Raw genomic sequence first — 20,199 nt, forward strand, 5'->3', positions numbered from 1 at the left:
ATGGCTGTGGAAATTCGTGGCGGGATCAACCTGCCAGCTCGTCGGGAAGAAATCGAACTGCATACCAGTGACGGTCTGACCTTGGTGGGGGAGTTAGCTCTCCCTCTTGAAGGTGAACCTGTCGCCACATTGGTGACATTGCACCCTCTGCCCACGGCAGGAGGATTTATGGATTCTCATATCCTGCGGAAAGCTGCCGGCAGACTTCCTGCACTTGCTCAGTTGGCAGTAGTGAGATTCAACACCCGTGGTACGAAGTCGGCTCGCGGTCAGAGCCATGGTGAATTTGGCCATGGCGTTGATGAGCGGGCAGATGTTGCTGCCGCCATGGATTTTGTTCACCAGCGAGGACTTCCGCATCCCTGGCTTGTTGGCTGGTCTTTTGGAACTGAGTTGGCATTGAAATATGGCCGGGAACACGCCATTGATGGTGCCATTCTGCTTTCGCCCCCACTGCATCGTGCCACGGCAGAAGAAGTAGCTGCTTGGAATAACGACCACCGTCAACTCGTGGCACTTGTACCCGAGCACGATGACTATTTACAGGGACCTGAAGCGCGTGAGCGCTTCTCTACGGTCTCTCACATCGACATCGTTGAAGTCGAAGGGGGAAAGCACCTGTGGGTTGGTGAGAACCAAACCAAGCGTGTCCTCAACGAAATAGTTGAACGGGTTAACCCAACAGCAGCACCATTACCCGAATATTGGGATGGTCCTTTCGTCGAATAGCTGCTCGGGGAAGCCCTAAATTTCGTTCTGAGCCGGATAGACGACTTCTTTCACAATCAAGACAATTGATGCTGCAATCGGGATTGCCACCAAAGCACCCAAGACTCCCATGAGTGTTCCACCTGCGAGGGCGGCAATGACCACGACAGAGCCGGGGATAGAAATAGCCTTGTTCATGATTCGAGGACTGAGAACATACGCCTCAATTTGCATGTAAATCAAGAAGTAGATGCAGATCACCAGTGCCGTTTCTGGACCTGCCAAAAGAAGCTGACCTGAAGTCACCAAGATCCAGGACAATACGGTACCGACAAGAGGAATCAGCGCGAACAGGAATGCGAGGAAACCAAAGAGGAGGGCTTGTTTTCCTCCGATAATTGTGAGGACGATGAAAGCCAGTAAACCATTGAGCACAGCAAGTGAAATCTGGCCAACAACGTATTTGCCCACTCCGCTCGTGATTTGTTCACTCATCCGAATGAAGCCCTCACGCTTGCTCAGTGGAACAAAACGGTATGCCGTGTCTTTGACCAACTGAAGAGACGCGGTGAAGTACAGGGTCAGAATAACCACAATCAAGGTTCCACTGATGGCATTGGCAACACCCACACCGACGGCTAATGCACCACCAGCAATCTTGCTGATGTTGGCGGGGTCACTGAAGAATTTGCCCAATTCGGCCAGTACGGCATTGACATCAATGACGTTACCGAATTGCTTGTCGAGAAAAGCAATCCAATCTTGCGTTTTCAAATCAGTAATCTCTGAAGGCAAGTGGGTCCACAATGAGACCAATTGGTCAATCATTGCGGGAACAATTGCGAACAAGACCCCGATAAAGACTCCAAGAACACCCACCACCACAGTTGCGATTGCGGCCCACTTAGGGAATTTCTTGGTTTCAAGCCACTTCACTGCAGGGTCAAGACCTAATGACAAGAACAGAGCAATAAAGATATATGTGAGAACTGTTGCCAACGACTGCACCGCAGTCATCAGGATGATTCCTAGGCCAACGCCCAAGCTACCGATCAGACCGGCGCGGAATGCGTTTTGAATTTTCACTGGGAAAGCTCCTTTTTTGTGGCCCGCTTCGTGGGGCGTGGTGCCACCGGAAGTGTTTTCTCTAACTCCAACCGTAGTGCGTCAAAGAATGAAGCGACGGATTCACGCTCGAGTCGGATTTCTTCAAGCTGGGTATAAATCGAAGCAAGCACTGCGGCAACATACTTTTCGGCATCAGCAATGATTTTGCGTGCGTGTGTGGTGGCCGCATCCTCTGTAGCTGCAGCCTTCTTTCGTGCCTGCTCAATGATGTTCCGTGCATCTTGATCAGCAGTGTTTTCTTGCGCAGCTAACTGTGCTTCCAGTTCGCGCTGCGCAGTTCTCGATACCGCAAGTTGTGCCTCAGCAGAAGCTATGTATTTATCTGTTTGTAGGACAGATTCTTGGTGCCTTTGTTCAATATCGTGTTCCATTTGTGCACGAACTGCAGCCCCATCTGCATTGAGCTTGAGAATCTGCATAATCTCGTCGCTGACCGTGACGCCTTTGTCTCGGCCAGCTACGAGGACCAAACGCAACTCGGCAGCCTCACGCTGGGCATCAGCAATGATCCGGCTTGCTTCATTGCGTGACTCAGCACGCATTTTTGCGCTCAGGGTTGAACTGTCACCGTGAATCTTCTTTGCTTCAGCTTGCGCTTCAGAAATGATGCGATCTGCTTCAGCCTGTGCAGAAGAAATTATCTCTCCAGCCTCAGCAGTAGCCTCCTCGCGAATCTCCTGAGCATTCTGAAGAGCTTCAGCTCGAACTTGTTCATATCCTTCACGCGCAGATGCAATGAATTGGCTTGAGGTTTTCTCAGCAGCTGAGCGAATAAGCAGCGCATCGCTTTCCGCGTTGAGAATAATCTGCCGTGCTTGCTTATCTGCCTGAGTAAATTTTTTTGCAAGTTGAGCTGTGAGCCCAGCAGGAGTGGGGCTTGCTTGGTTGTTGAGCTCGAGTTCGAGCTCGGCCACTCGTTCCTCTAAAACTTTAACTTGAGCAAGGGTGTCATCGTGCAGCGTTTTGGCGGCGAGCAGTTCGCGGCGGAGTTTCTGCACCAGTGCGTCCACCTGCTGAGGATCGTATCCGCGCAAGACGCGAGAAAACGAAGATTCAGAAGACACTGTTCCCTTTCGTACTCCCGACTTTCGGGAGAAAGCAACCCTGTGAGTCTACCTAGGAGTGGGGGCCAACTCTGCGTCGAATATAGGGAAAAAGCCCCTCACAGGTTTCCCTCACGCGTTTCGGGTATCTTTAGAAGGACTTAACGTGACGTTAGTGACCACATCTGGTGTCATGAACGTGCATACGTACAAGGAGACAAATCGTGCGGTTCATTATTGCTATTGGCGTGTTCGTCGTAGCAGCCATCCTGCTTGGCATCGGTGTAACCCAGAAGCTGTTTTTCTCCGGACCCGAAATGATCACCCTCAGTGCGGAAGTAAATCCCAACGCCCCTTACGTGGTCATTGACGGTAAGACTCTTACTCTCCACGGAAACACCCCCTACGTCACAGTTACTGGAGCGAGCAAGGGTAACTTTGTCGGTTATGGTCGCACAACTGATGTGAAGGCGTGGATCGGTGCTGACGATTATGAAGCTTTGGGTTATTCCACAAACCAAAGCAAGTTTGTTCTCGCTGAGGGTAAGCCTCTGGTGAACAACCCAGAGAACCCGGCCCTGACTGAAATTCCCGAACAATCAATCACCACTCCCGCCGGTAGTGATCTGTGGCTGGGTGAGGCTAGCGCCCAAAAAACTGCCACAGTACCCACTGAACTCGACAAGAGTATGTCTGTCATCATTGCATCAGATGGGACAGCCAATGCTCCAGGCAATGTAACCATTTCATGGCCGCTTCCTAGTGCTGTTCCGTTTGCAACTGGATTCATCATCATCGGTGGGGTGTTGGCGCTCGTCGGCCTCATTCTTTATTTGTGGGCTCTGCGCCATGACCGTAATACTCAAGGACCTAGGCGTCGAGGATCAGGTCCTAAACCCCCTAAGCCTCGTAGCTTGAGCATGCCCACACCAAAATCTTTGGTCAGTGCTGCGGCCAAAGGCCGCCGGGCACTGCCTCGAGGTTCCAGTTTTGTAGCCCTCGGTCTCGCCGGTGTTTTGACAGTGGGGTTGAGCTCCTGCAGTCCATTCCAGGCTCCACAGGCACCTGCTGAGCAAGCAACTCCTTCAGCAACGCCAACACCAGGTATCGAAGGTGAACCACCAGCAGTGACGGAACGTCAGCTGGGTGTAATTCTGGAGAAGATTTCGACCGTTGTTTCCTCGGCTGATTCCACACTGGATGCAAACCTTTCTGCAACGCGATTGATCGGTCCTGCCCAGGAAATACGCGCGGCAAACTATGCCATCCGAAAGGTTGACAGCGGGGTTCCCGCATTGCCAGCATTAGCGGCTTCACCAATTACGTTTGTGATGCCTCAGGCCACTAACGCGTGGCCTCGACAAGTCATTGCGGTTGTCCAGAACGAAAAAGATCCATCTGTACCAACCATGGGGCTGATGATGATCCAAAACTCTCCTCGGGATAACTACCACATTGAGTATTTGGTCACACTGGAACCAAATGCTTCCGTACCGACAGTTGCGCCAGCAAATGTAGGTTCTGCATTGGTCATGCCAGATTCAAAGCTCCTCCTGATTTCCCCCGACCAACTTTCTGCCGCATATGGTTCAGTATTGATGCAGGGTGAAGCAAGTCCCTATTTCGGTTTGTTCGATCTCACTGCCGACACTCTTGTTACTCAGATTGGTAAAGCTTACAAAGACCAAAAAGTTGCTTCACTCTCAGGACGCGCATCCGTTGAATTCAGCCAATCACCCGGAACTGGGGTTCCTATGGGCTTGGCCACACTCGACTCAGGTGCCATTGTGACTGTTGGTCTGAACGAAATTGAAACCGTCAAGCCCACCGAAGCTGGTGCATCGGTCAGTCTTGAGGGTCAAGCCAAAACCTTAAGCGGCATTTCTTCTTCCCCTACAGGCGTGGAATCTACCTATGGCTTGCAACTTGCCTTCTATGTTCCGCCTTTGGGCAGCACAGAAAAGATTCGTCTCCTGGGTTACACCCAAGGTCTGATTGCAGCAAAGGGACTCTAATGTCGATGCCGTCACTTCCTAACCTGCGTGGCGCGGTTGACCTCAGTTCACTGGTGAACCGCCCTGCACCTGGATCAGTAAACACCGCTGGTGGAACTCGCGCTCCGGGGGAGACTTCTGCTCCGGTTTCTGCAGGAACCTCCGTTCCAGTTCCGCAATTAGTTCTCGAAGGAACAGACACCAACTTCACCGCCATCTTGGATCTGTCGAACCAAGTGCCCGTAATTGTTGACCTGTGGGCAGATGAAGCACCCCAGTGTGCTGAACTCTCTCCGATACTGGAAAAAGTTGTTCTCGCATTTGAAGGACGACTCATCCTTGTCCGAGTGAACGCGGTAGAAAACCCTCAACTAACTCAGGCATTCCAAGCACAAACCGTTCCAACGACCGCTGCCGTTTTAGCTGGACGACCTCTTCCACTCTTTGCAGGGGTTGCCGGGGAAGCTGACATTCAGAACCTCTTTGAACAAGTTCTGGAACTTGCTGCACAAAACGGTGTTGTGGGCATTGCCAAACCTGCAGGAGATTCTGTCGGTGAAGAAAGTGCTGAAGTTTCGCCTCCAGCACCAGCTCTACCCCCGTTGCACCAAGAAGCCTTTGACGCTGCAGAGCGCGGAGACTACCCAGCTGCAATTGCGGCGTGGGAGAAGGCACTCAAGCAAAACCCTAACGACGCGGATGCGAAAGCCGGTCTTGCCCAGATTTCCTTATTGCACCGCTTGCAAAGCAAAGCAATGGCAGATATTCGTTCCGCAGCTGCAGCTAATCCTCACGGGTTAGAGCAGCAGCTGGATGTTGCAGATCTCGACGTCTCTGGCGGTCACATTGAGGATGCTTTTGATCGTCTGCTCGTGCTTTTTCCCACCTTGGATCAAGATGGTAAGAACGTCGTTCGTGCCAGGTTGCTTGAGCTTTTTGAGGTTGTCGGTGTGACTGACCCTGTCGTCAATGCCGCACGGTTGCGACTGACAAACCTGCTGTACTAGCTACTTCGCAGGCTTGTAGAAGAACAGAACACCCAAAGGTGGCAGGGTAATTCGAGCGGAGTGTTCGAAATTGTTCCACTGGTCCTTGGTTGCAGTCACCTTGCCCATGTTGCCCACACCGGAACCACCAAAGTCCTGAGCATCAGAGTTGAACAGCTCAGTCCAGACTCCACCTGAGGGTAAACCAAGCTGGAAATCATGGTGTGGGTTTCCGGCAAAGTTCGCCACCACAGCTAACGCATTGCCCTTGGCGTCATATCGGACGAAGGAGACAACATTGCGACCGTTATCTGCACCATCAATCCACTGGAAGGCTTCAGGGTCGCTATCGCGCTGCCACAGTGCTGGGGTATCTTGATAGACCTTATTGAGCTGCTTCACCATTCGTTGAAGTCCTTGGTGGGCAGGCTGGTCCAAAATCCACCAATCGAGAGAGCGTTCCTGGCTCCACTCTGAGGGCTGACCGAACTCTTGTCCCATAAAGAGCAGTTGCTTGCCAGGATGGCCCCACATGAACGCCAAATATGCACGCATATTTGCCAGCTTTTGCCAGTGGTCGCCTGGCATCTTTGCCAGTAACGATCCCTTGCCATGAACGACCTCGTCATGAGAGATCGGCAGGATGAAGTTTTCACTAAACGCATACTGGAAAGAGAAGGTGATGTCCCAGTGGTGATATTCCCGATACATCGGATCGGTGTGGATGTATTCGAGGCTGTCGTGCATCCACCCCATGTTCCATTTGAAACCAAAGCCTAAACCGCCACCTTCGGTTGGGGCGGTGACACCACCCCAGGAAGTGGACTCCTCGGCTGCCATGATGACACCGGGGTGGTGTTTATACACGGTGGCGTTGGCTTCTTGCAGGAAGTTGATGGCTTCGAGGTTTTCTCGTCCGCCGTATTGGTTCGGTAGCCACTGGCCGTCTTCGCGACTGTAATCCAGGTACAACATGGATGCGACAGCATCGACGCGCAAACCATCAATATGGAACTCTTCGATCCAATACAGCGCATTGGCCACGAGAAAGTTTCGCACCTCATTGCGACCAAAATCAAAGATGTAGGTTCCCCAGTCGGGATGCTCGCCCTTGCGAGGATCAGCATGTTCGTAGAGGGGCTGACCATCAAAACGTGCCAAAGCCCATTCGTCTTTGGGGAAGTGCCCAGGAACCCAGTCCAGAAGCACTCCGATTCCCGCATCGTGCAGGCGGTCAATGAGGTATTTCAGATCATCTGGGTCACCAAAGCGTGCAGTGGGCGCGTAATAGCCAGTGACTTGATACCCCCAAGAAGGCCCATACGGATGCTCTGCCAACGGCATGAACTCCACGTGGGTAAAGCCAGTTTCAAGAACGTGACCAATGAGGTCATCTGCTAGCTGGCGGTATGACAATCCTTGGCGCCATGAACCCACATGCAGTTCATAAATACTCATGGGGGCAGCATGCTGAGCGGTTTTTGCTCGCTTGGTCAACCACTTCTTATCGCCCCACTTGTAGTTGGAGTGAGCAATGATGGAGCCCGTCAGCGGTGGGCACTCGGTTTGGCGTGCCATCGGATCAGCACGTTCAACCCAGTGGCCTGCCTTGGTGAGTATTTCAAACTTGTAGACCTCACCGGGGTGCACATCGGGTACAAACAGTTCCCAGACGCCACTGGAGCCCAGCGAACGCATCGAGTGGCCTTCACCATTCCAGCTATTGAAGGTTCCTTTAACGCGCACGGCCTGGGCATTTGGAGCCCACACGCTAAATGCGGTTCCTTGAACAGTCCCCTTGACTCCACCGTGGCCGATATAGCGAGCCCCGAGGACTTCCCACAGCCGCTCGTGTCGACCTTCACGAATCAAGTGCAGGTCCAGCTCACCGACGGTGGGGGCGAAGCGGTAGCCGTCTTCTGCAATCCATTCAGAACCATCGGGGTAACGGGTTTCAATTTTGTAATCTTGCAAACCCAGTTTGTGTGCACCCTCCCAGATGCCGTGACCGGCGTGACTGAGCTCGATACGTGCTTTGCTACCCAATACGGCGATGACCTCAGAGGCCAAAGGGCGCCGAGTGCGAATAATCGTGACGTGATCTGTTGAACCTTCGACAGTGATGAGGTGCTGTCCAAGCACACTGTGTGGGTCGTAATGACTTCCCTGGGCAACCCAGGCAAGCAAACCATCATCGAGCTGGGGAGTGCGCCAATCCGAGGTCGCGGCTTTCTTAGTTGCAGTTATTTTGGCTGCAGATCTTTTCACGGTTGGCTTTTTCTCTGTCACGAGTTCACTCCGCTCACGTGCAAAATATGGACTGGTTCAGTGAAAGGATCCAAGCGCACGTAGTTATCTGCACCCCAAGTCCATTCGGTACCTGTGATGAGGTTGGTAACGGTGAGGGTGTCACCGTGTGAGGCACCCAGGGTTGTCAGATCCAAATGCACGGTGGTTTCCCTCACAGAGTGAGGGTCAGTGTTCACCACGATGATGAGAGTGTCGGAGCTTCCAGTTCCCGTAAATTGCGCATCCAAGTGCTTGCTGTAACACAGGATTGCCTCATCGTCAGTGCGCTGAATGGTGATGTTTCGCAACTGTCCCAGAGCAGGGTGTTCTGCGCGGATGGCGTTCAATTGAGTCAGGTAGGGAGCTAGTGAGGTCCCGGCCTTGTCGATGGCAGCCCAATCGCGGAATTTGTATTCGAACTTTTCGTTGTCGATGTACTCCTCTGCGCCCGGGCGAGCTACAGATTCATAGAGTTCAAACCCTGTGTACACCCCCCACAGTGGTGCAGCTGTTGCCGCGAGCGTGGCGCGAATAGTGAAGGCGGCAGGGCCGCCGAATTGCAAGTATTCGGTGAGAATATCTGGGGTGTTCACAAACAGGTTAGGCCGCATGAAATCTGCGGTGTCATGCGAAATGGAACGGAAGAATTCTTCCAGTTCCCATTTCGTGTTACGCCATGTGAAATAGGAATATGACTGTTGGAATCCCACTTTGGCAAGTGTTTGCATCATGGCTGGGCGAGTAAACGCTTCCGCTAAAAACACAACCTCAGGGTGTTTGGTGTTGACTTCAGAAATCAACCATTCCCAGAAATCGACAGGTTTGGTGTGTGGGTTATCCACCCTGAACGTGGTGATCCCTTTGGAAATCCAGAACAAAACCACCCGCAGCACCTCAGCACGAATGCCTTCGGGATCGTTATCAAAATTGATGGGGTAGATGTCTTGATACTTCTTTGGTGGGTTTTCTGCGAAGGCAATGCTGCCATCGGGCAAGGTGGTAAACCATTCAGGGTTTGTTTTCACCCACGGGTGATCAGGAGCAGCTTGTAGGGCAAGATCTAATGCAACCTCGAGCCCGTTCTTTTTCGCTTCTTTGAGAAAGAACGCAAAGTCAGAAAAGTCGCCCAAGTCGGGATGGATTGCATCATGGCCGCCGTCTGCAGAACCAATGGCCCACGGAGAGCCTGGGTCACCTGGCTGTGTGACCAAGGTGTTGTTGGGGCCTTTACGGTTGATAGTGCCGATCGGGTGAATGGGGGGCATGTATAAAACGTTGAAGCCCATTTTGGCCACAGCCGGTAAACGTTTGGCAGCCGTGCGGAAGGTACCCGACGTCCAGGAGCCATCTGCATTGAGCTTGGCACCCTCGGAGCGAGGGAAGAATTCATACCAGTTAGCAAACCCGGCACGCACGCGCTCTACATGCAGCGGGTATTCAGCTGAGAAGGTTTCCAAGCTAGAAATGGGGGCGTGCAAAAGCAAAGCATCAACTTCTTCGCCACTAGCTTTTTCAAAACGAACCAGAGGGTCAATGGCTGTATCTGCCAATGTGGCTGCAACAGCCGCCAGTTTCTTGCGGTGGGTTACCGTCCTCGAGGGTTCCTTGGAAGCTCGAGTGAACAGCTCGGAACCGATGGTGAGCATCAACTCCACATCAATTCCTAGAGGAATCTTCACCTCAGCGTTGTGATGCCATGTTGCATAGTCATCCGAGTAGGCCTCAACGGTGAAAGTCCACGCACCAGGCTTATCTGGCTGTGCTTGAACAATCCACCTGTCGGTGCCAGGACCTGCAGAGTGCATCTGAATCCTCGAAGACTTCCCTTCGGGGTTGCGTAAATGCAGTGCAACACCGATCAGGTCGTGACCTTCACGGAAACATGTTGCACTGAAGGGGACAACTTCCCCGACAAACGCTTTCGCAGAAAGCCCAGGCACCCCCAGATCAGGGCGAACGTCGAGAATGGGAATGCGGCCGATGGATGAGGGTTCCATAATCGAAAACTACTCTCTTGCAGTGTGTTCTGGAAACTACGAGTTTGCAGCGTTAAACAACAAAATGGATGTTCCCGTGAGTTTGAACGTCTCACCGGGGCGCAGCACGCCAGGAACTTCCCGCGGGGTGTGGTGGGGACTAAACCACAGTGGTTCGTAGAAGAGAACCCCCTCATGTTTGGGGACCACCACAGAAGTGGGTTGTTCTGTTCCATGGATGATCATCAAAATACGGTTGAAATCACCAGATTCTGGGGTGCTTGCGGCAACATATTGCAGCGTGCGGTTGTGAGGATCTTCCCAATCCTCCAACTCCATCATTTCGCCCTGCGTGTTGTACCAATCAACCTGGCTGGCACTGGGAATGCGCTCGCCGAAGACACCAAATTTGGTTGGACGCAGTGCCGGATGTTCCTGGCGCATCTTTGTCAGATGCTTGGTGGTCGCAAGCATGTCTTGCTGCCACTCTTGCAGTTCCCAGTTCACCCACGTCAAAGGGGAGTCGTGACAATAGGCGTTGTTGTTACCGTGTTGAGTGCGACCGAATTCGTCACCGGCGGTAATCATGGGGATACCCGCAGACAAAATCAGTGTTCCCATCAAATTACGCATGGTGCGCCGGCGTGCAGCAATAACATCTGGATTATCTGTGGGGCCTTCAACGCCATGGTTGAAAGAACGATTGTTATCCGTTCCATCACGGTTATCTTCACCGTTACCGATGTTGTGCTTGTAGTTGTACATCGTCAGATCGTTCAACGTAAAGCCATCATGTGCAGTGATGAAGTTCACCGAGGCGACAGGGCCGCGCCCAGCAGAGAATGTGTTGCTTGATCCTGCCAGACGGGTGGCGAAACCGCCCACACCGGTGGGAGCAATACCTGTCTCTCGAGCCTGTGCAATATCAGGAAGCCAGAAATTACGGATGCGATCGCGGTAGCGGTCGTTCCATTCGTGCCAGCCATCTGCAAAGTTTCCGGTCTGCCAGCCGCCTAAGCCAACATCCCACGGCTCCGCGATGAGCTTGGTCGTGGAGAGCACAGGATCAGTTCGTATTGCCTCGAGCAGTGGGTGGTCTTTTTCGTACTCAGCATCTTTATTGCGACCCAACGTCACAGCAAGGTCAAAACGGAACCCATCAACGTGAACCTCTTCGGCCCAGTAACGTAGCGAATCAAGAATGAGTTTTTGAACAACAGGCTCAGATGCATTCAACGAGTTTCCGCACCCTGTGGTGTCGATGTACTCACCATCTGGTGTTTGGCGGTAATAGCTTGCATTGTCTAAACCGCGAAAGCTCAAACGTGGGCCGAATTTACCTTCTTCTGCGGTGTGGTTGTAGACCACATCAAGAATGACTTCTAAACCAGCAGTGTGAAGGTCTTTGACCATCTGTTTGAATTCACGAAGTACCGCTGATGGTCCTTCCGTACGAGATTCATGGGTGGCATACGCCTCATGTGGGGTAAAGAAGTTGAGGGTGTTGTAACCCCAGTAGTTGGTCAGGCCCTGTCGAAGTAGGTGTTCTTCGGATAAAAAAGTGTGCACAGGAAGTAGCTCAACTGCCGTCACGCCAAGCTCGGTGAGGTAGGTCGTCATGGCTTCGTGACCAAGCCCAGCGTAGGTTCCGCGAAGTTCCAGTGGAACGCCAGGGTGCATCTTGGTCAAACCGCGTACATGGGCCTCATAAATGACTGATTGGTCAAGTGGGGTTTGTGGTTTGGCTGAATTTTCCCAATCAAAGCTGGTGTCCACCACGACATTGCGCCACTGATTACCAACCTTGCTCAAGCCCTTGGCGTAAGGGTCAATGAGGAGTTCTTCAACTGAGAAAGAATCTTGGGGGCCAGCAGGACCCCACGCTTGAAGTGAATACTCTGCACCAGAAATGAGCTTGGAGGACGTGGTGCTCCACACCCCGGCTTTACCCTTTTTCAAGGAGTGGCGTTCAGCAATGTGATTACTGCCGGGAGCCTCATAGATCAGCAGGTCAATTCCCTCAGCATGCGCACTAAAAACCTTGAGCTCGCCACCGTTTCCGGTTTGGCGCACGCCAAGGTTGTTCAGTGCAGGAGGGATAGTCACTCGAAATAGACTATCCAGATACATTGCCAGTATGTTTCGAACGCGGTGGCCTGGCAGAAAATAGGTTCAACCACAGGTTTAAGGAGAGGAGAACACCCATGGCTTATCTTGACCATGCTGCCTCCACTCCGGTTCGTCCTGAAGCAGCCAAAGCGTTCATTGATGCTCTTGAACTATCAGGAAACCCATCTTCCGTTCATCGCCACGGACAGGCTGCTCGAGCACTTGTTGAAGACGCCAGAGAATACTTAGCAACTGTGCTGGGGTGCGAACCTATCGAAATCATCTTCACCTCTGGTGGCACCGAATCCATCAACCTCGCCCTCGTCGGGCTCTTTCGGGCTTCTGTCGAGAAAGACGCTAAGCGCAACCGAATTATTGTTCCTGAAGCAGAGCACCATGCCACCTTGGACACTGTCTTGTGGCTGCAGGAGCACGAGAGTGCGGTACTCGAGTGGATTTCCGTTGACAGCTTGGGACGCATTGATGTCACTGAACTTGGAGAGACACTCGAGCGTGCCGGTAGTGCTGTAGCACTGATGACCATGTTGTGGGCTAATAACGAGGTGGGCACCATCCAGCCTGCGGCGGATGTTGCCGCGCTCGCCGCACAACACAAGGTTCCTCTCCATATCGATGCGGTTTCTGCATTTGGTCATATCCCCATCAACTTTGCCCAGCTGCGCGAAGAAACAGGCGCTGAAGGATCAACAGGTCTTGTTGCGATGAGTCTTTCTGGTCACAAGTTCGGTTCCGTACCTGGTGTTGGTCTCCTCATTGCCAGCAGGCATGCCCAGTTGGAACCCCTCATTCATGGTGGGGGACAGCAGCGTGGTCTGCGCAGTGGAACTCTAGATGCTCCAGCCATCTCTTCTATGGCCATTGCCGCGTTGAAGACAGATACAGAGTTTCCGGAGCAAACCAAGCGATTGAGCGCACTTCGTGATCTGGCTATCGCCAAAATTCAGGAGTTGGTTCCTGAGGCCGTTCTTAGCGGGGATCGAGTCAACCGCCTCGATAACAACGTCAACTTCACTTTCCCGGGTTGCCAGAGCGATTCTTTACTCTTCTTACTTGATGCCATGGGGGTCTCAGTCTCCACCGGCTCAGCATGCCAGGCGGGCGTAGCACAGCCTTCCCACGTATTACTAGCAATGGGCTATGACGAAAAGGGAGCTTCTTCTGCTATCCGAGTCTCGCTAGGACACAGCACAACTGAGGAAGAACTTGAAGAATTCTTCGCAGCACTGCCTGAGGCATATGAGCGTGCACGAAGGGCCGGCACAACTTCCTAGGCTTTGGTCAGCTGGGGCACCTGGTCACGGCTTAAACTTGGTTTATGCGAGTTTTAGCGGCGATGAGCGGTGGAGTTGATTCTGCCGTCGCTGCTGCGCGCGCTGTTGAAGCGGGCCATGACGTTGTTGGCGTTCATCTTGCCCTAAGCCGTATGCCTGGAACTATGCGCACCGGTGCTAGAGGCTGCTGCACGATCGAAGATTCGATGGACGCGCAGCGTGCTGCCACGATGCTGGGCATTCCCTATTACGTGTGGGATTTTTCCGAACGTTTCAAATCAGACGTGGTGGAAGATTTCATCTCTGAATATCAAGCTGGCCGCACACCAAATCCCTGCATGCGCTGCAATGAGAAAATCAAGTTTGCTGCCCTGATGGAGAAGGCGCTTGCTCTCGGTTTTGATGCCGTGTGCACTGGCCACTACGCCAATCTCGTTCCAGATGCCCACGGCAATCTTGAACTCCACCGGGCAAGTGCCTGGGCTAAAGACCAGTCCTATGTCCTGGGTGTCCTTACCAGTGAGCAGTTAGCTCATGCCATGTTCCCCCTCGGGGACACTCCGTCCAAGGATCTCATTCGCGCAGAAGCCGCACAGCGCGGCCTCAGCGTTGCGCAAAAGCCGGACAGTCATGACATTTGTTTCATTCCCGATGGAGATACTCGAGGCTGGTTGGCAGACAAAGTTGGTATCAGCGAGGGCGACATCGTTGACACTGAGGGCAACAAACTCGGCACACACGAAGGGACCCCTGGTTTCACTATTGGTCAACGCAAGGGTCTTCACATTGGAACCCCCGCCCCAGACGGCCAGCCCCGTTTTGTTCTAGAAATTCGGCCCAAGTCCAACACCGTCGTGGTTGGTCCCCGCGAAGCACTCGACATTACTGAGATTGCAGGCACCAGTTACACCTGGTGTGGTCAAGCTCAAGAAAACCCTGAAACTGCCTTTGAAGTTGATGTTCAGATTCGTGCGCACGCAGATCCTGTACCTGCGATAGCTCAGTTGGTTGGTGACGAACTTGTCGTTCGGCCGACCACCCCACTGAACTCTGTCGCAGCAGGGCAAACAGCAGTCATTTATGTGGGTACGAGGGTGTTAGGCCAGTTCACTATTTCTCGCACCGTCAGTGATCTCAACACTGTTCTCACCGAGAAGGCCACCACATGAGTGGGGACGCTTTGTTTGGTGATGATTTAGAAATCGTTACTGAACCCAGCGACTTCGAGAAAGCTCAACACGAAGCCGAAGAGCTGACCTCCAAAATCTTGGATGCTCGTGATGCCTATTACGAGCGAGACGAAAGTCTGATTGCTGACGTTGAATACGACGCACTGATTCACCGTCTCGAAGAAATCGAGCGCGAATATCCCGAGCTTCAGGGACAAGACAGCCCCACATTGTCTGTTGGTGGGAAGGTTACAGAGCTTTTTGCTCCCGTCACCCACGCCGCACGAATGATGAGCCTGGACAATGTCTTTTCGGAAGAACAGTTCATGGACTGGGCGGCACGAATTAGAAAAGACACAGGGCGTGAGGTCAACTATCTCTGCGAGCTGAAGATAGATGGCTTGGCCATCAACCTTCGCTATGAAAACGGTGTGCTCATTTCTGCTGCAACCCGTGGTGATGGTGTTGTTGGAGAAGATGTCACTGCGAATGTACTGACGATCAAGTCCATTCCCACGCGTCTTGCCGGCCAAGGGCACCCGGCACTGGTCGAAGTGCGCGGGGAAATCTTCTTTCCCGTAGAAGCATTCCGAAAATTGAATGTGGAATTAGCTCAAGCTGGAGAGAAAGTCTTTGCTAACCCGCGTAACGCCGCCAGTGGGTCCCTGAGGCAAAAAGACCCAGAAAAAACAGCTACCCGTCCACTGAGCATGCTGGTGCACGGTATTGGTGCGTGGGAAAACGCACCCGTCCCCACACAGTCAGAGGTGTATGAACTCCTCAAGAGTTGGGGATTACCTACCTCAAGCCACTATCGAGTTGTTAGCTCCGCACAAGAGGCGGCCGGCTTCATCCGAGAGATGGGTGCAGCTCGCGATTCTGTAGAGCATGAAATAGACGGCATTGTCATTAAGGTCGATGACATGGCCACTCAGCGTGAGCTGGGATCCACTTCTCGTGCGCCACGTTGGGCTATCGCCTACAAATACCCACCAGAGCAGGTCAACACCAAGCTGGTAGACATCCGTGTCAGTGTTGGACGCACCGGACGGGCCACGCCCTTTGCGGTCGTCGAGCCCGTTAAAGTTGCCGGCTCCACCGTAGAGTTCGCTACTCTTCACAACCAAGACGTGGTCAAGGCCAAGGGTGTGCTCATCGGTGACACCATCGTCATCCGCAAGGCAGGCGATGTTATTCCTGAAGTCCTCGGCCCTGTGCTGGAACTGCGTAATGGCACTGAGCGTGCGTTCGTGATGCCGGAAGGTTGCCCTGAGTGTGGTGCGAAGCTCGCACCTGCTTCTGAGGGGGACATTGACTTGCGGTGCCCTAACCAAAAGAGCTGCCCTGCCCAGGTTCGTGGACGGGTAGAACACATCGGTTCACGTGGCGGTCTGGATATTGAAGGCCTCGGCGAAGTTGCCGCCACCGCACTCACAAACCATAAAGATGGCGAACAGCCTCCGCTTGAAACCGAAGCCAACCTGTTTGCGTTGACCTTAGAAGATCTCAAAAAAGTTCCCTACTTCGTCAATGCTGATGGCTCTGAATCCAAAAACGCGGTGGAACTCATTGCGAACCTGGAACTGGCAAAGACAAAACCACTCTGGCGTTTGCTGGTCTCTCTCAACATTCGCCACGTAGGCCCAGTAGCAGCAAGAGCACTGGCAAATCACTTCGGTTCTCTTGATGCCATCCGTACTGCCTCCATCGATGAGCTTGCAGCAGTTGATGGTGTGGGAACAATCATTGCTGAGTCGTTGAAGAATTGGTCCGAGGTTGACTGGCATCAGGACATCATTGAGCAATGGAAGGCAGCAGGTGTTCAGTTTGAAATCCCTGGACATGCGGGCCCTGGAGCGGTTGCAGAGATTGATGGCCCCTGTTCTGGACTAACAATCGTTGCCACAGGTTCTCTCGAGGGATTCACTCGCGAGGGAGCTCAGGAAGCAATCATTGCTGCGGGTGGCAAGCCCGCATCGAGTGTGTCGAAAAAGACAGACTTTGTTGCTGCAGGACCAGGAGCGGGTTCGAAGCTCACTAAGGCTGAAGAACTGGGTATTCCTGTTCTTGATGCTGAAGGGTTCAAGAAGCTGCTTGCCGAAGGTCCCAGTGCCTTTCGCTCGGTAGACTAAATACTCAATCCCCCGAACTTTCAGGTTCGTTTGTAGTGCACGGAGAATCATGTCTGACATTTCTGCCGAGCAGGTGCGCCACCTGGCGAACTTGGCTCGTATTGACCTTTCCGACGCGGAAATCGCGACGATGACAACTGAGTTGGGCCAGATCATGGAAGCTGTGGCTTCTGTGCAGGCTGTTGCCACTCCGGATGTGCCTGCAACCAGCCACCCCATTCCCCTCAAGAACGTCTACCGTCCCGATGTTGTCGCTGATGTGATTCCTACCGAGAAGGCATTGGCCTCTGCTCCTGAGCACGATGGTTCGCGCTTCAAAGTCTCTGCAATTCTGGGGGAGGAGCAGTAATAATGTCTGACCTCATTCACAAGACCGCTGCTGAGCTTGCAGAAATGCTCGCAGCGGGAACTACAACTTCTGTTGAAATTACCCAGGCACACCTCGACCGTATTGCTGAAGTTGATGGCGACCTCAATGCTTTCTTGCACGTCAACGCCGAGGTTTCGTTAGAAGCAGCGAAAGCTTCAGATGCACGTCGTGCTGCTGGAGCACCGCTGAGTTCTCTCGATGGTGTTCCCATCGCCATCAAGGATGTTCTCGTAACTACCGATATGCCCTCAACCTCGGGTTCCAAGATTCTTGAAGGGTGGATGTCACCTTATGACGCCACCGTGGTGACCAAGGTCCGTGAAGCAGGGTTGGTGCCTCTGGGTAAGACCAACATGGACGAATTCGCTATGGGTTCTTCCACGGAGCACTCCGCTTATGGTCCAACACGCAACCCCTGGGATCTGGACCGTATTCCTGGCGGTTCCGGTGGTGGTTCTGCTGCTGCTGTGGCCGCTTATGAAGCTCCTCTTGCTTTAGGTTCTGACACGGGTGGTTCTATTCGCCAGCCTGCACACATCACGGGAACTGTGGGCGTGAAGCCAACCTACGGTGGTGTTTCTCGTTACGGTGCTATTGCTTTGGCATCAAGCCTTGATCAGATTGGTCCCGTTACCCGAACCGTAATGGACTCTGCCTTGCTGCACGATGTGATCAAGGGTCACGATGTGCATGACAGCACCTCACTGAAGGACGAATGGCCTTCCTTTGTGGAGGCTGTCAAGAATGCCAACGTTGCAGGCCTCAAGATTGGTGTTATCGAACAGCTCGACGGTGAGGGCTTCCAGTCTGGTGTTCTTGCTCGTTTCCACGATGCTCTGGAACTTCTCAAAGAAAATGGTGCAGAAATTGTTCCAGTTTCTTTGCCCAGTCTGGAATATGCGGTTGCTGCGTATTACTTGATTCTTCCTGCAGAAGCATCCAGCAACTTGGCCAAGTTTGACTCCGTTCGCTTTGGTCTGCGTGTAACCCCAGAAGGCGGTGGAACCGTGGAGCAGGTGATGTCTGCAACCCGTGAAGCTGGTTTCGGTGCTGAAGTAAAGCGACGGATCATCTTGGGTACGTATGCACTTTCCGCTGGGTACTACGACGCCTACTATGGCTCTGCTCAGAAGGTGCGCACGCTCGTGCAACGTGACTTTGCTGATGCCTTCAGCAAGGTTGATGTCTTGGCTTCACCCACAGCACCCACCACGGCGTGGAAGCTTGGCGAACAGCTCGACGACCCCGTTGCAATGTGGCGCGGAGATGTTGCAACCATTCCTGCCAACATGGCTGGTATTCCTGGCATCAGTATTCCTGCTGGTCTCGCAGACGAAGACGGATTGCCAGTCGGCATCCAGTTCCTCGCCCCGGCTCGTGAAGATGCACGCCTCTACAACGTCGGTGCCGCACTCGAAGCTCTGCTGGAGCAGAAGTGGGGTCACACGTTGATCAGCCAAGCACCAGAACTCAAGGGAGGGGCGCTCTAATGGCTCAGGCAAAGCTCATGGACTATGACAAGGCGCTCGAACTGTTCGAGCCCGTCCTCGGTTTTGAAGTTCACGTTGAACTCTCGACAAAGACCAAGATGTTCTCGGCAGCACCCAACAACTTTGGTAGCGAACCCAACACAAACATCACCCCTACCTGTTTAGGTTTGCCAGGTTCACTTCCTGTTGTTAACGAAGAAGCAGTTCGCTACTCCATTAGCTTGGGCCTTGCACTGGGCTGCGAGATTGCAGAATCTTCGTCCTTTGCTCGAAAGAACTACTTCTATCCTGACCTGGCGAAGAACTACCAGATTTCACAATATGACGAGCCGATTGCCTTGAACGGAAACGTGGAAGTTGAACTTCCCAACGGCCGCATAATCAATGTCGATATTGAACGTGCCCACATGGAAGAGGATGCTGGCAAGCTCACCCACGTTGGTGGCTCCACAGGCCGTATTCAAGGCGCTGAATATTCGTTGGTTGACTACAACCGTGCTGGTGTCCCCCTGGTGGAGATAGTGACCCGCATGATTGAGGGCGCAGAACATGACGCACCTGAATTAGCCAAGGCCTATGTTGCAACTATTCGTGACATTGTGATTGCTCTGGGAATTTCTGACGCCAAGATGGAACGCGGAAACCTGCGGTGTGATGCCAACGTTTCTTTGCGTCCTCGTGGTTCAAACAAGCTCGGTACTCGCACCGAAACCAAGAACGTCAACTCACTGCGTTCGGTAGAGCGTGCTGTGCGCTACGAAATTCAGCGCCAGGCGCAAATCTTGGCTGATGGTGGAACCATCATCCAAGAAACACGCCACTGGCACGAAGACACTGGTGCAACCAGCGCCGGTCGCCCCAAGTCAGATGCTGATGATTACCGTTATTTCCCCGAGCCAGATCTACTGCCGGTCGTGCCAGATCCTGCGTTGATTGAAGAATTGCGTGCAGCGCTTCCAGAGAAGCCAGCTGAACGTCGTCGTCGCCTCAAAGCAGAGTGGGGCTTTACTGACCTTGAATTCCAAGACGTGGTGAACTCTGGCCTCCTCAATGAGGTTTCTGAAACTGTTGCTGCAGGTGCGTCAGCTCAGGCGGCACGTAAGTGGTGGACCGGTGAAATTGCTCGCCTGTCTAACGCTGCCGGCGAAGAGGGAATCGACATCACACCTACACAGGTTGCCGAACTGCAACAGCTCGTTGATGAAGGAACCCTCAACGACCGTTTGGCACGGCAAGTTCTTGAAGCTGTAGCAGCTGGTGAAGGCTCTCCTCGCGACATCGTGGAAGCTAAGGGTCTTGCTGTTGTGAGTGATGATGGCGCTTTGATCGCCGCTATCGACGAAGCACTTTCCGCTCAGCCGGATGTCCTTGAAAAGATCAAGGATGGCAAGGTTCAAGCTGCCGGTGCGGTTATCGGTGCAGTGATGAAGGCGATGCAGGGTAAAGCAGACGCGGCTCGCGTTCGTGAACTCGTGCTTGAACGGGCCGAAGCGCTCTAAACTAAATGTGTGGT

General features: G+C 53.1%; 14 protein-coding genes. 9 read left to right on the forward strand and 5 right to left on the reverse strand.

Features of this window, described 5'->3' with window-relative positions; translation table 11 throughout:
* Window positions 1-729, forward strand: a complete 729-nt coding sequence (locus AINA4_RS02785; RefSeq protein WP_281787423.1) for an alpha/beta hydrolase — start codon at window positions 1-3, stop codon at window positions 727-729.
* 15 nt (window positions 730-744) lie between these two features.
* Here AINA4_RS02785 and AINA4_RS02790 read toward each other — a convergent pair whose 3' ends face one another.
* Window positions 745-1,794, reverse strand: a complete 1,050-nt coding sequence (locus tag AINA4_RS02790; RefSeq protein WP_281787424.1) for an AI-2E family transporter — start codon at window positions 1,792-1,794, stop codon at window positions 745-747.
* Complete coding sequence (locus AINA4_RS02795) at window positions 1,791-2,900, reverse strand: DivIVA domain-containing protein (protein WP_281787425.1); 1,110 nt, start codon at window positions 2,898-2,900, stop codon at window positions 1,791-1,793. Before AINA4_RS02795 ends, AINA4_RS02790 begins: the two co-directional genes overlap by 4 nt.
* Before the next feature lie 203 nt (window positions 2,901-3,103).
* Here AINA4_RS02795 and AINA4_RS02800 point away from each other — a divergent pair, with 203 nt between their 5' ends.
* Both AINA4_RS02800 and AINA4_RS02805 read left to right on the forward strand, forming a co-directional pair.
* Window positions 3,104-4,894, forward strand: coding sequence for a hypothetical protein (locus AINA4_RS02800; RefSeq protein ID WP_281787426.1), 1,791 nt, complete (start codon window positions 3,104-3,106; stop codon window positions 4,892-4,894).
* A complete protein-coding gene (locus AINA4_RS02805; protein WP_281787427.1) occupies window positions 4,894-5,880 on the forward strand; it encodes a tetratricopeptide repeat protein in 987 nt (328 codons plus the stop codon). The genes AINA4_RS02800 and AINA4_RS02805 overlap by 1 nt, the downstream gene beginning before the upstream one ends.
* Here the strand turns inward: AINA4_RS02805 and glgB are convergent, their stop codons facing one another.
* Genes glgB through glgX form a run of 3 tightly spaced genes read right to left on the reverse strand, consistent with a single transcriptional unit; the run spans window position 5,881 to window position 12,230 of the window.
* On the reverse strand, window positions 5,881-8,148 hold the full coding sequence (gene glgB / locus AINA4_RS02810; RefSeq protein ID WP_281787428.1) for a 1,4-alpha-glucan branching protein GlgB: 2,268 nt from the start codon (window positions 8,146-8,148) through the stop codon (window positions 5,881-5,883).
* Entirely contained in the window at window positions 8,145-10,145 is a 2,001-nt protein-coding gene (locus AINA4_RS02815; protein ID WP_281787429.1) for an alpha-1,4-glucan--maltose-1-phosphate maltosyltransferase, read from the reverse strand. The genes glgB and AINA4_RS02815 overlap by 4 nt, the downstream gene beginning before the upstream one ends.
* A 36-nt stretch (window positions 10,146-10,181) precedes the next feature.
* Window positions 10,182-12,230, reverse strand: coding sequence for a glycogen debranching protein GlgX (glgX, locus tag AINA4_RS02820; protein WP_281787430.1), 2,049 nt, complete (start codon window positions 12,228-12,230; stop codon window positions 10,182-10,184).
* Window positions 12,231-12,328: 98 nt separating this feature from the next.
* Here glgX and AINA4_RS02825 point away from each other — a divergent pair, with 98 nt between their 5' ends.
* The 6 genes from AINA4_RS02825 to gatB are packed head-to-tail and all read left to right on the forward strand — an operon-like array spanning window position 12,329 to window position 20,185.
* Window positions 12,329-13,525, forward strand: coding sequence for a cysteine desulfurase family protein (locus AINA4_RS02825; protein WP_281787431.1), 1,197 nt, complete (start codon window positions 12,329-12,331; stop codon window positions 13,523-13,525).
* Window positions 13,526-13,569: 44 nt separating this feature from the next.
* Entirely contained in the window at window positions 13,570-14,694 is a 1,125-nt protein-coding gene (mnmA, locus tag AINA4_RS02830) for a tRNA 2-thiouridine(34) synthase MnmA (protein ID WP_281787432.1), read from the forward strand.
* Complete coding sequence (gene ligA, locus AINA4_RS02835; protein ID WP_281787433.1) at window positions 14,691-16,826, forward strand: NAD-dependent DNA ligase LigA; 2,136 nt, start codon at window positions 14,691-14,693, stop codon at window positions 16,824-16,826. Before mnmA ends, ligA begins: the two co-directional genes overlap by 4 nt.
* A gap of 49 nt (window positions 16,827-16,875) precedes the next feature.
* Window positions 16,876-17,175, forward strand: coding sequence for an Asp-tRNA(Asn)/Glu-tRNA(Gln) amidotransferase subunit GatC (gene gatC, locus AINA4_RS02840; RefSeq protein WP_114128801.1), 300 nt, complete (start codon window positions 16,876-16,878; stop codon window positions 17,173-17,175).
* A gap of 2 nt (window positions 17,176-17,177) precedes the next feature.
* The gene (gene gatA / locus AINA4_RS02845; protein ID WP_281787434.1) at window positions 17,178-18,686 is read left to right on the forward strand and encodes an Asp-tRNA(Asn)/Glu-tRNA(Gln) amidotransferase subunit GatA; all 1,509 of its coding nucleotides are present in this window, start codon (window positions 17,178-17,180) and stop codon (window positions 18,684-18,686) included.
* Window positions 18,686-20,185, forward strand: a complete 1,500-nt coding sequence (gene gatB / locus AINA4_RS02850; RefSeq protein WP_281787435.1) for an Asp-tRNA(Asn)/Glu-tRNA(Gln) amidotransferase subunit GatB — start codon at window positions 18,686-18,688, stop codon at window positions 20,183-20,185. The genes gatA and gatB overlap by 1 nt, the downstream gene beginning before the upstream one ends.
* Window positions 20,186-20,199: the final 14 nt, after the last annotated feature.

Source organism: Aurantimicrobium sp. INA4 (genome assembly GCF_027924525.1).
In the GTDB taxonomy this organism is placed as follows: domain Bacteria; phylum Actinomycetota; class Actinomycetes; order Actinomycetales; family Microbacteriaceae; genus Aurantimicrobium.

Excerpts from the sequence above, each read along its gene's own strand:
- AINA4_RS02785 (WP_281787423.1), top strand. The coding sequence starts at position 1 with ATGGCTGTGGAAATTCGTGGCGGGATCAACCTGCCAGCTCGTCGGGAA.
- AINA4_RS02805 (WP_281787427.1), top strand. The coding sequence starts at position 4,894 with ATGTCGATGCCGTCACTTCCTAACCTGCGTGGCGCGGTTGACCTCAGT.
- AINA4_RS02815 (WP_281787429.1), bottom strand. The coding sequence starts at position 10,145 with ATGGAACCCTCATCCATCGGCCGCATTCCCATTCTCGACGTTCGCCCT.
- AINA4_RS02825 (WP_281787431.1), top strand. The coding sequence starts at position 12,329 with ATGGCTTATCTTGACCATGCTGCCTCCACTCCGGTTCGTCCTGAAGCA.
- mnmA (WP_281787432.1), top strand. The coding sequence starts at position 13,570 with ATGCGAGTTTTAGCGGCGATGAGCGGTGGAGTTGATTCTGCCGTCGCT.
- ligA (WP_281787433.1), top strand. The coding sequence starts at position 14,691 with ATGAGTGGGGACGCTTTGTTTGGTGATGATTTAGAAATCGTTACTGAA.
- gatC (WP_114128801.1), top strand. The coding sequence starts at position 16,876 with ATGTCTGACATTTCTGCCGAGCAGGTGCGCCACCTGGCGAACTTGGCT.
- gatA (WP_281787434.1), top strand. The coding sequence starts at position 17,178 with ATGTCTGACCTCATTCACAAGACCGCTGCTGAGCTTGCAGAAATGCTC.
- gatB (WP_281787435.1), top strand. The coding sequence starts at position 18,686 with ATGGCTCAGGCAAAGCTCATGGACTATGACAAGGCGCTCGAACTGTTC.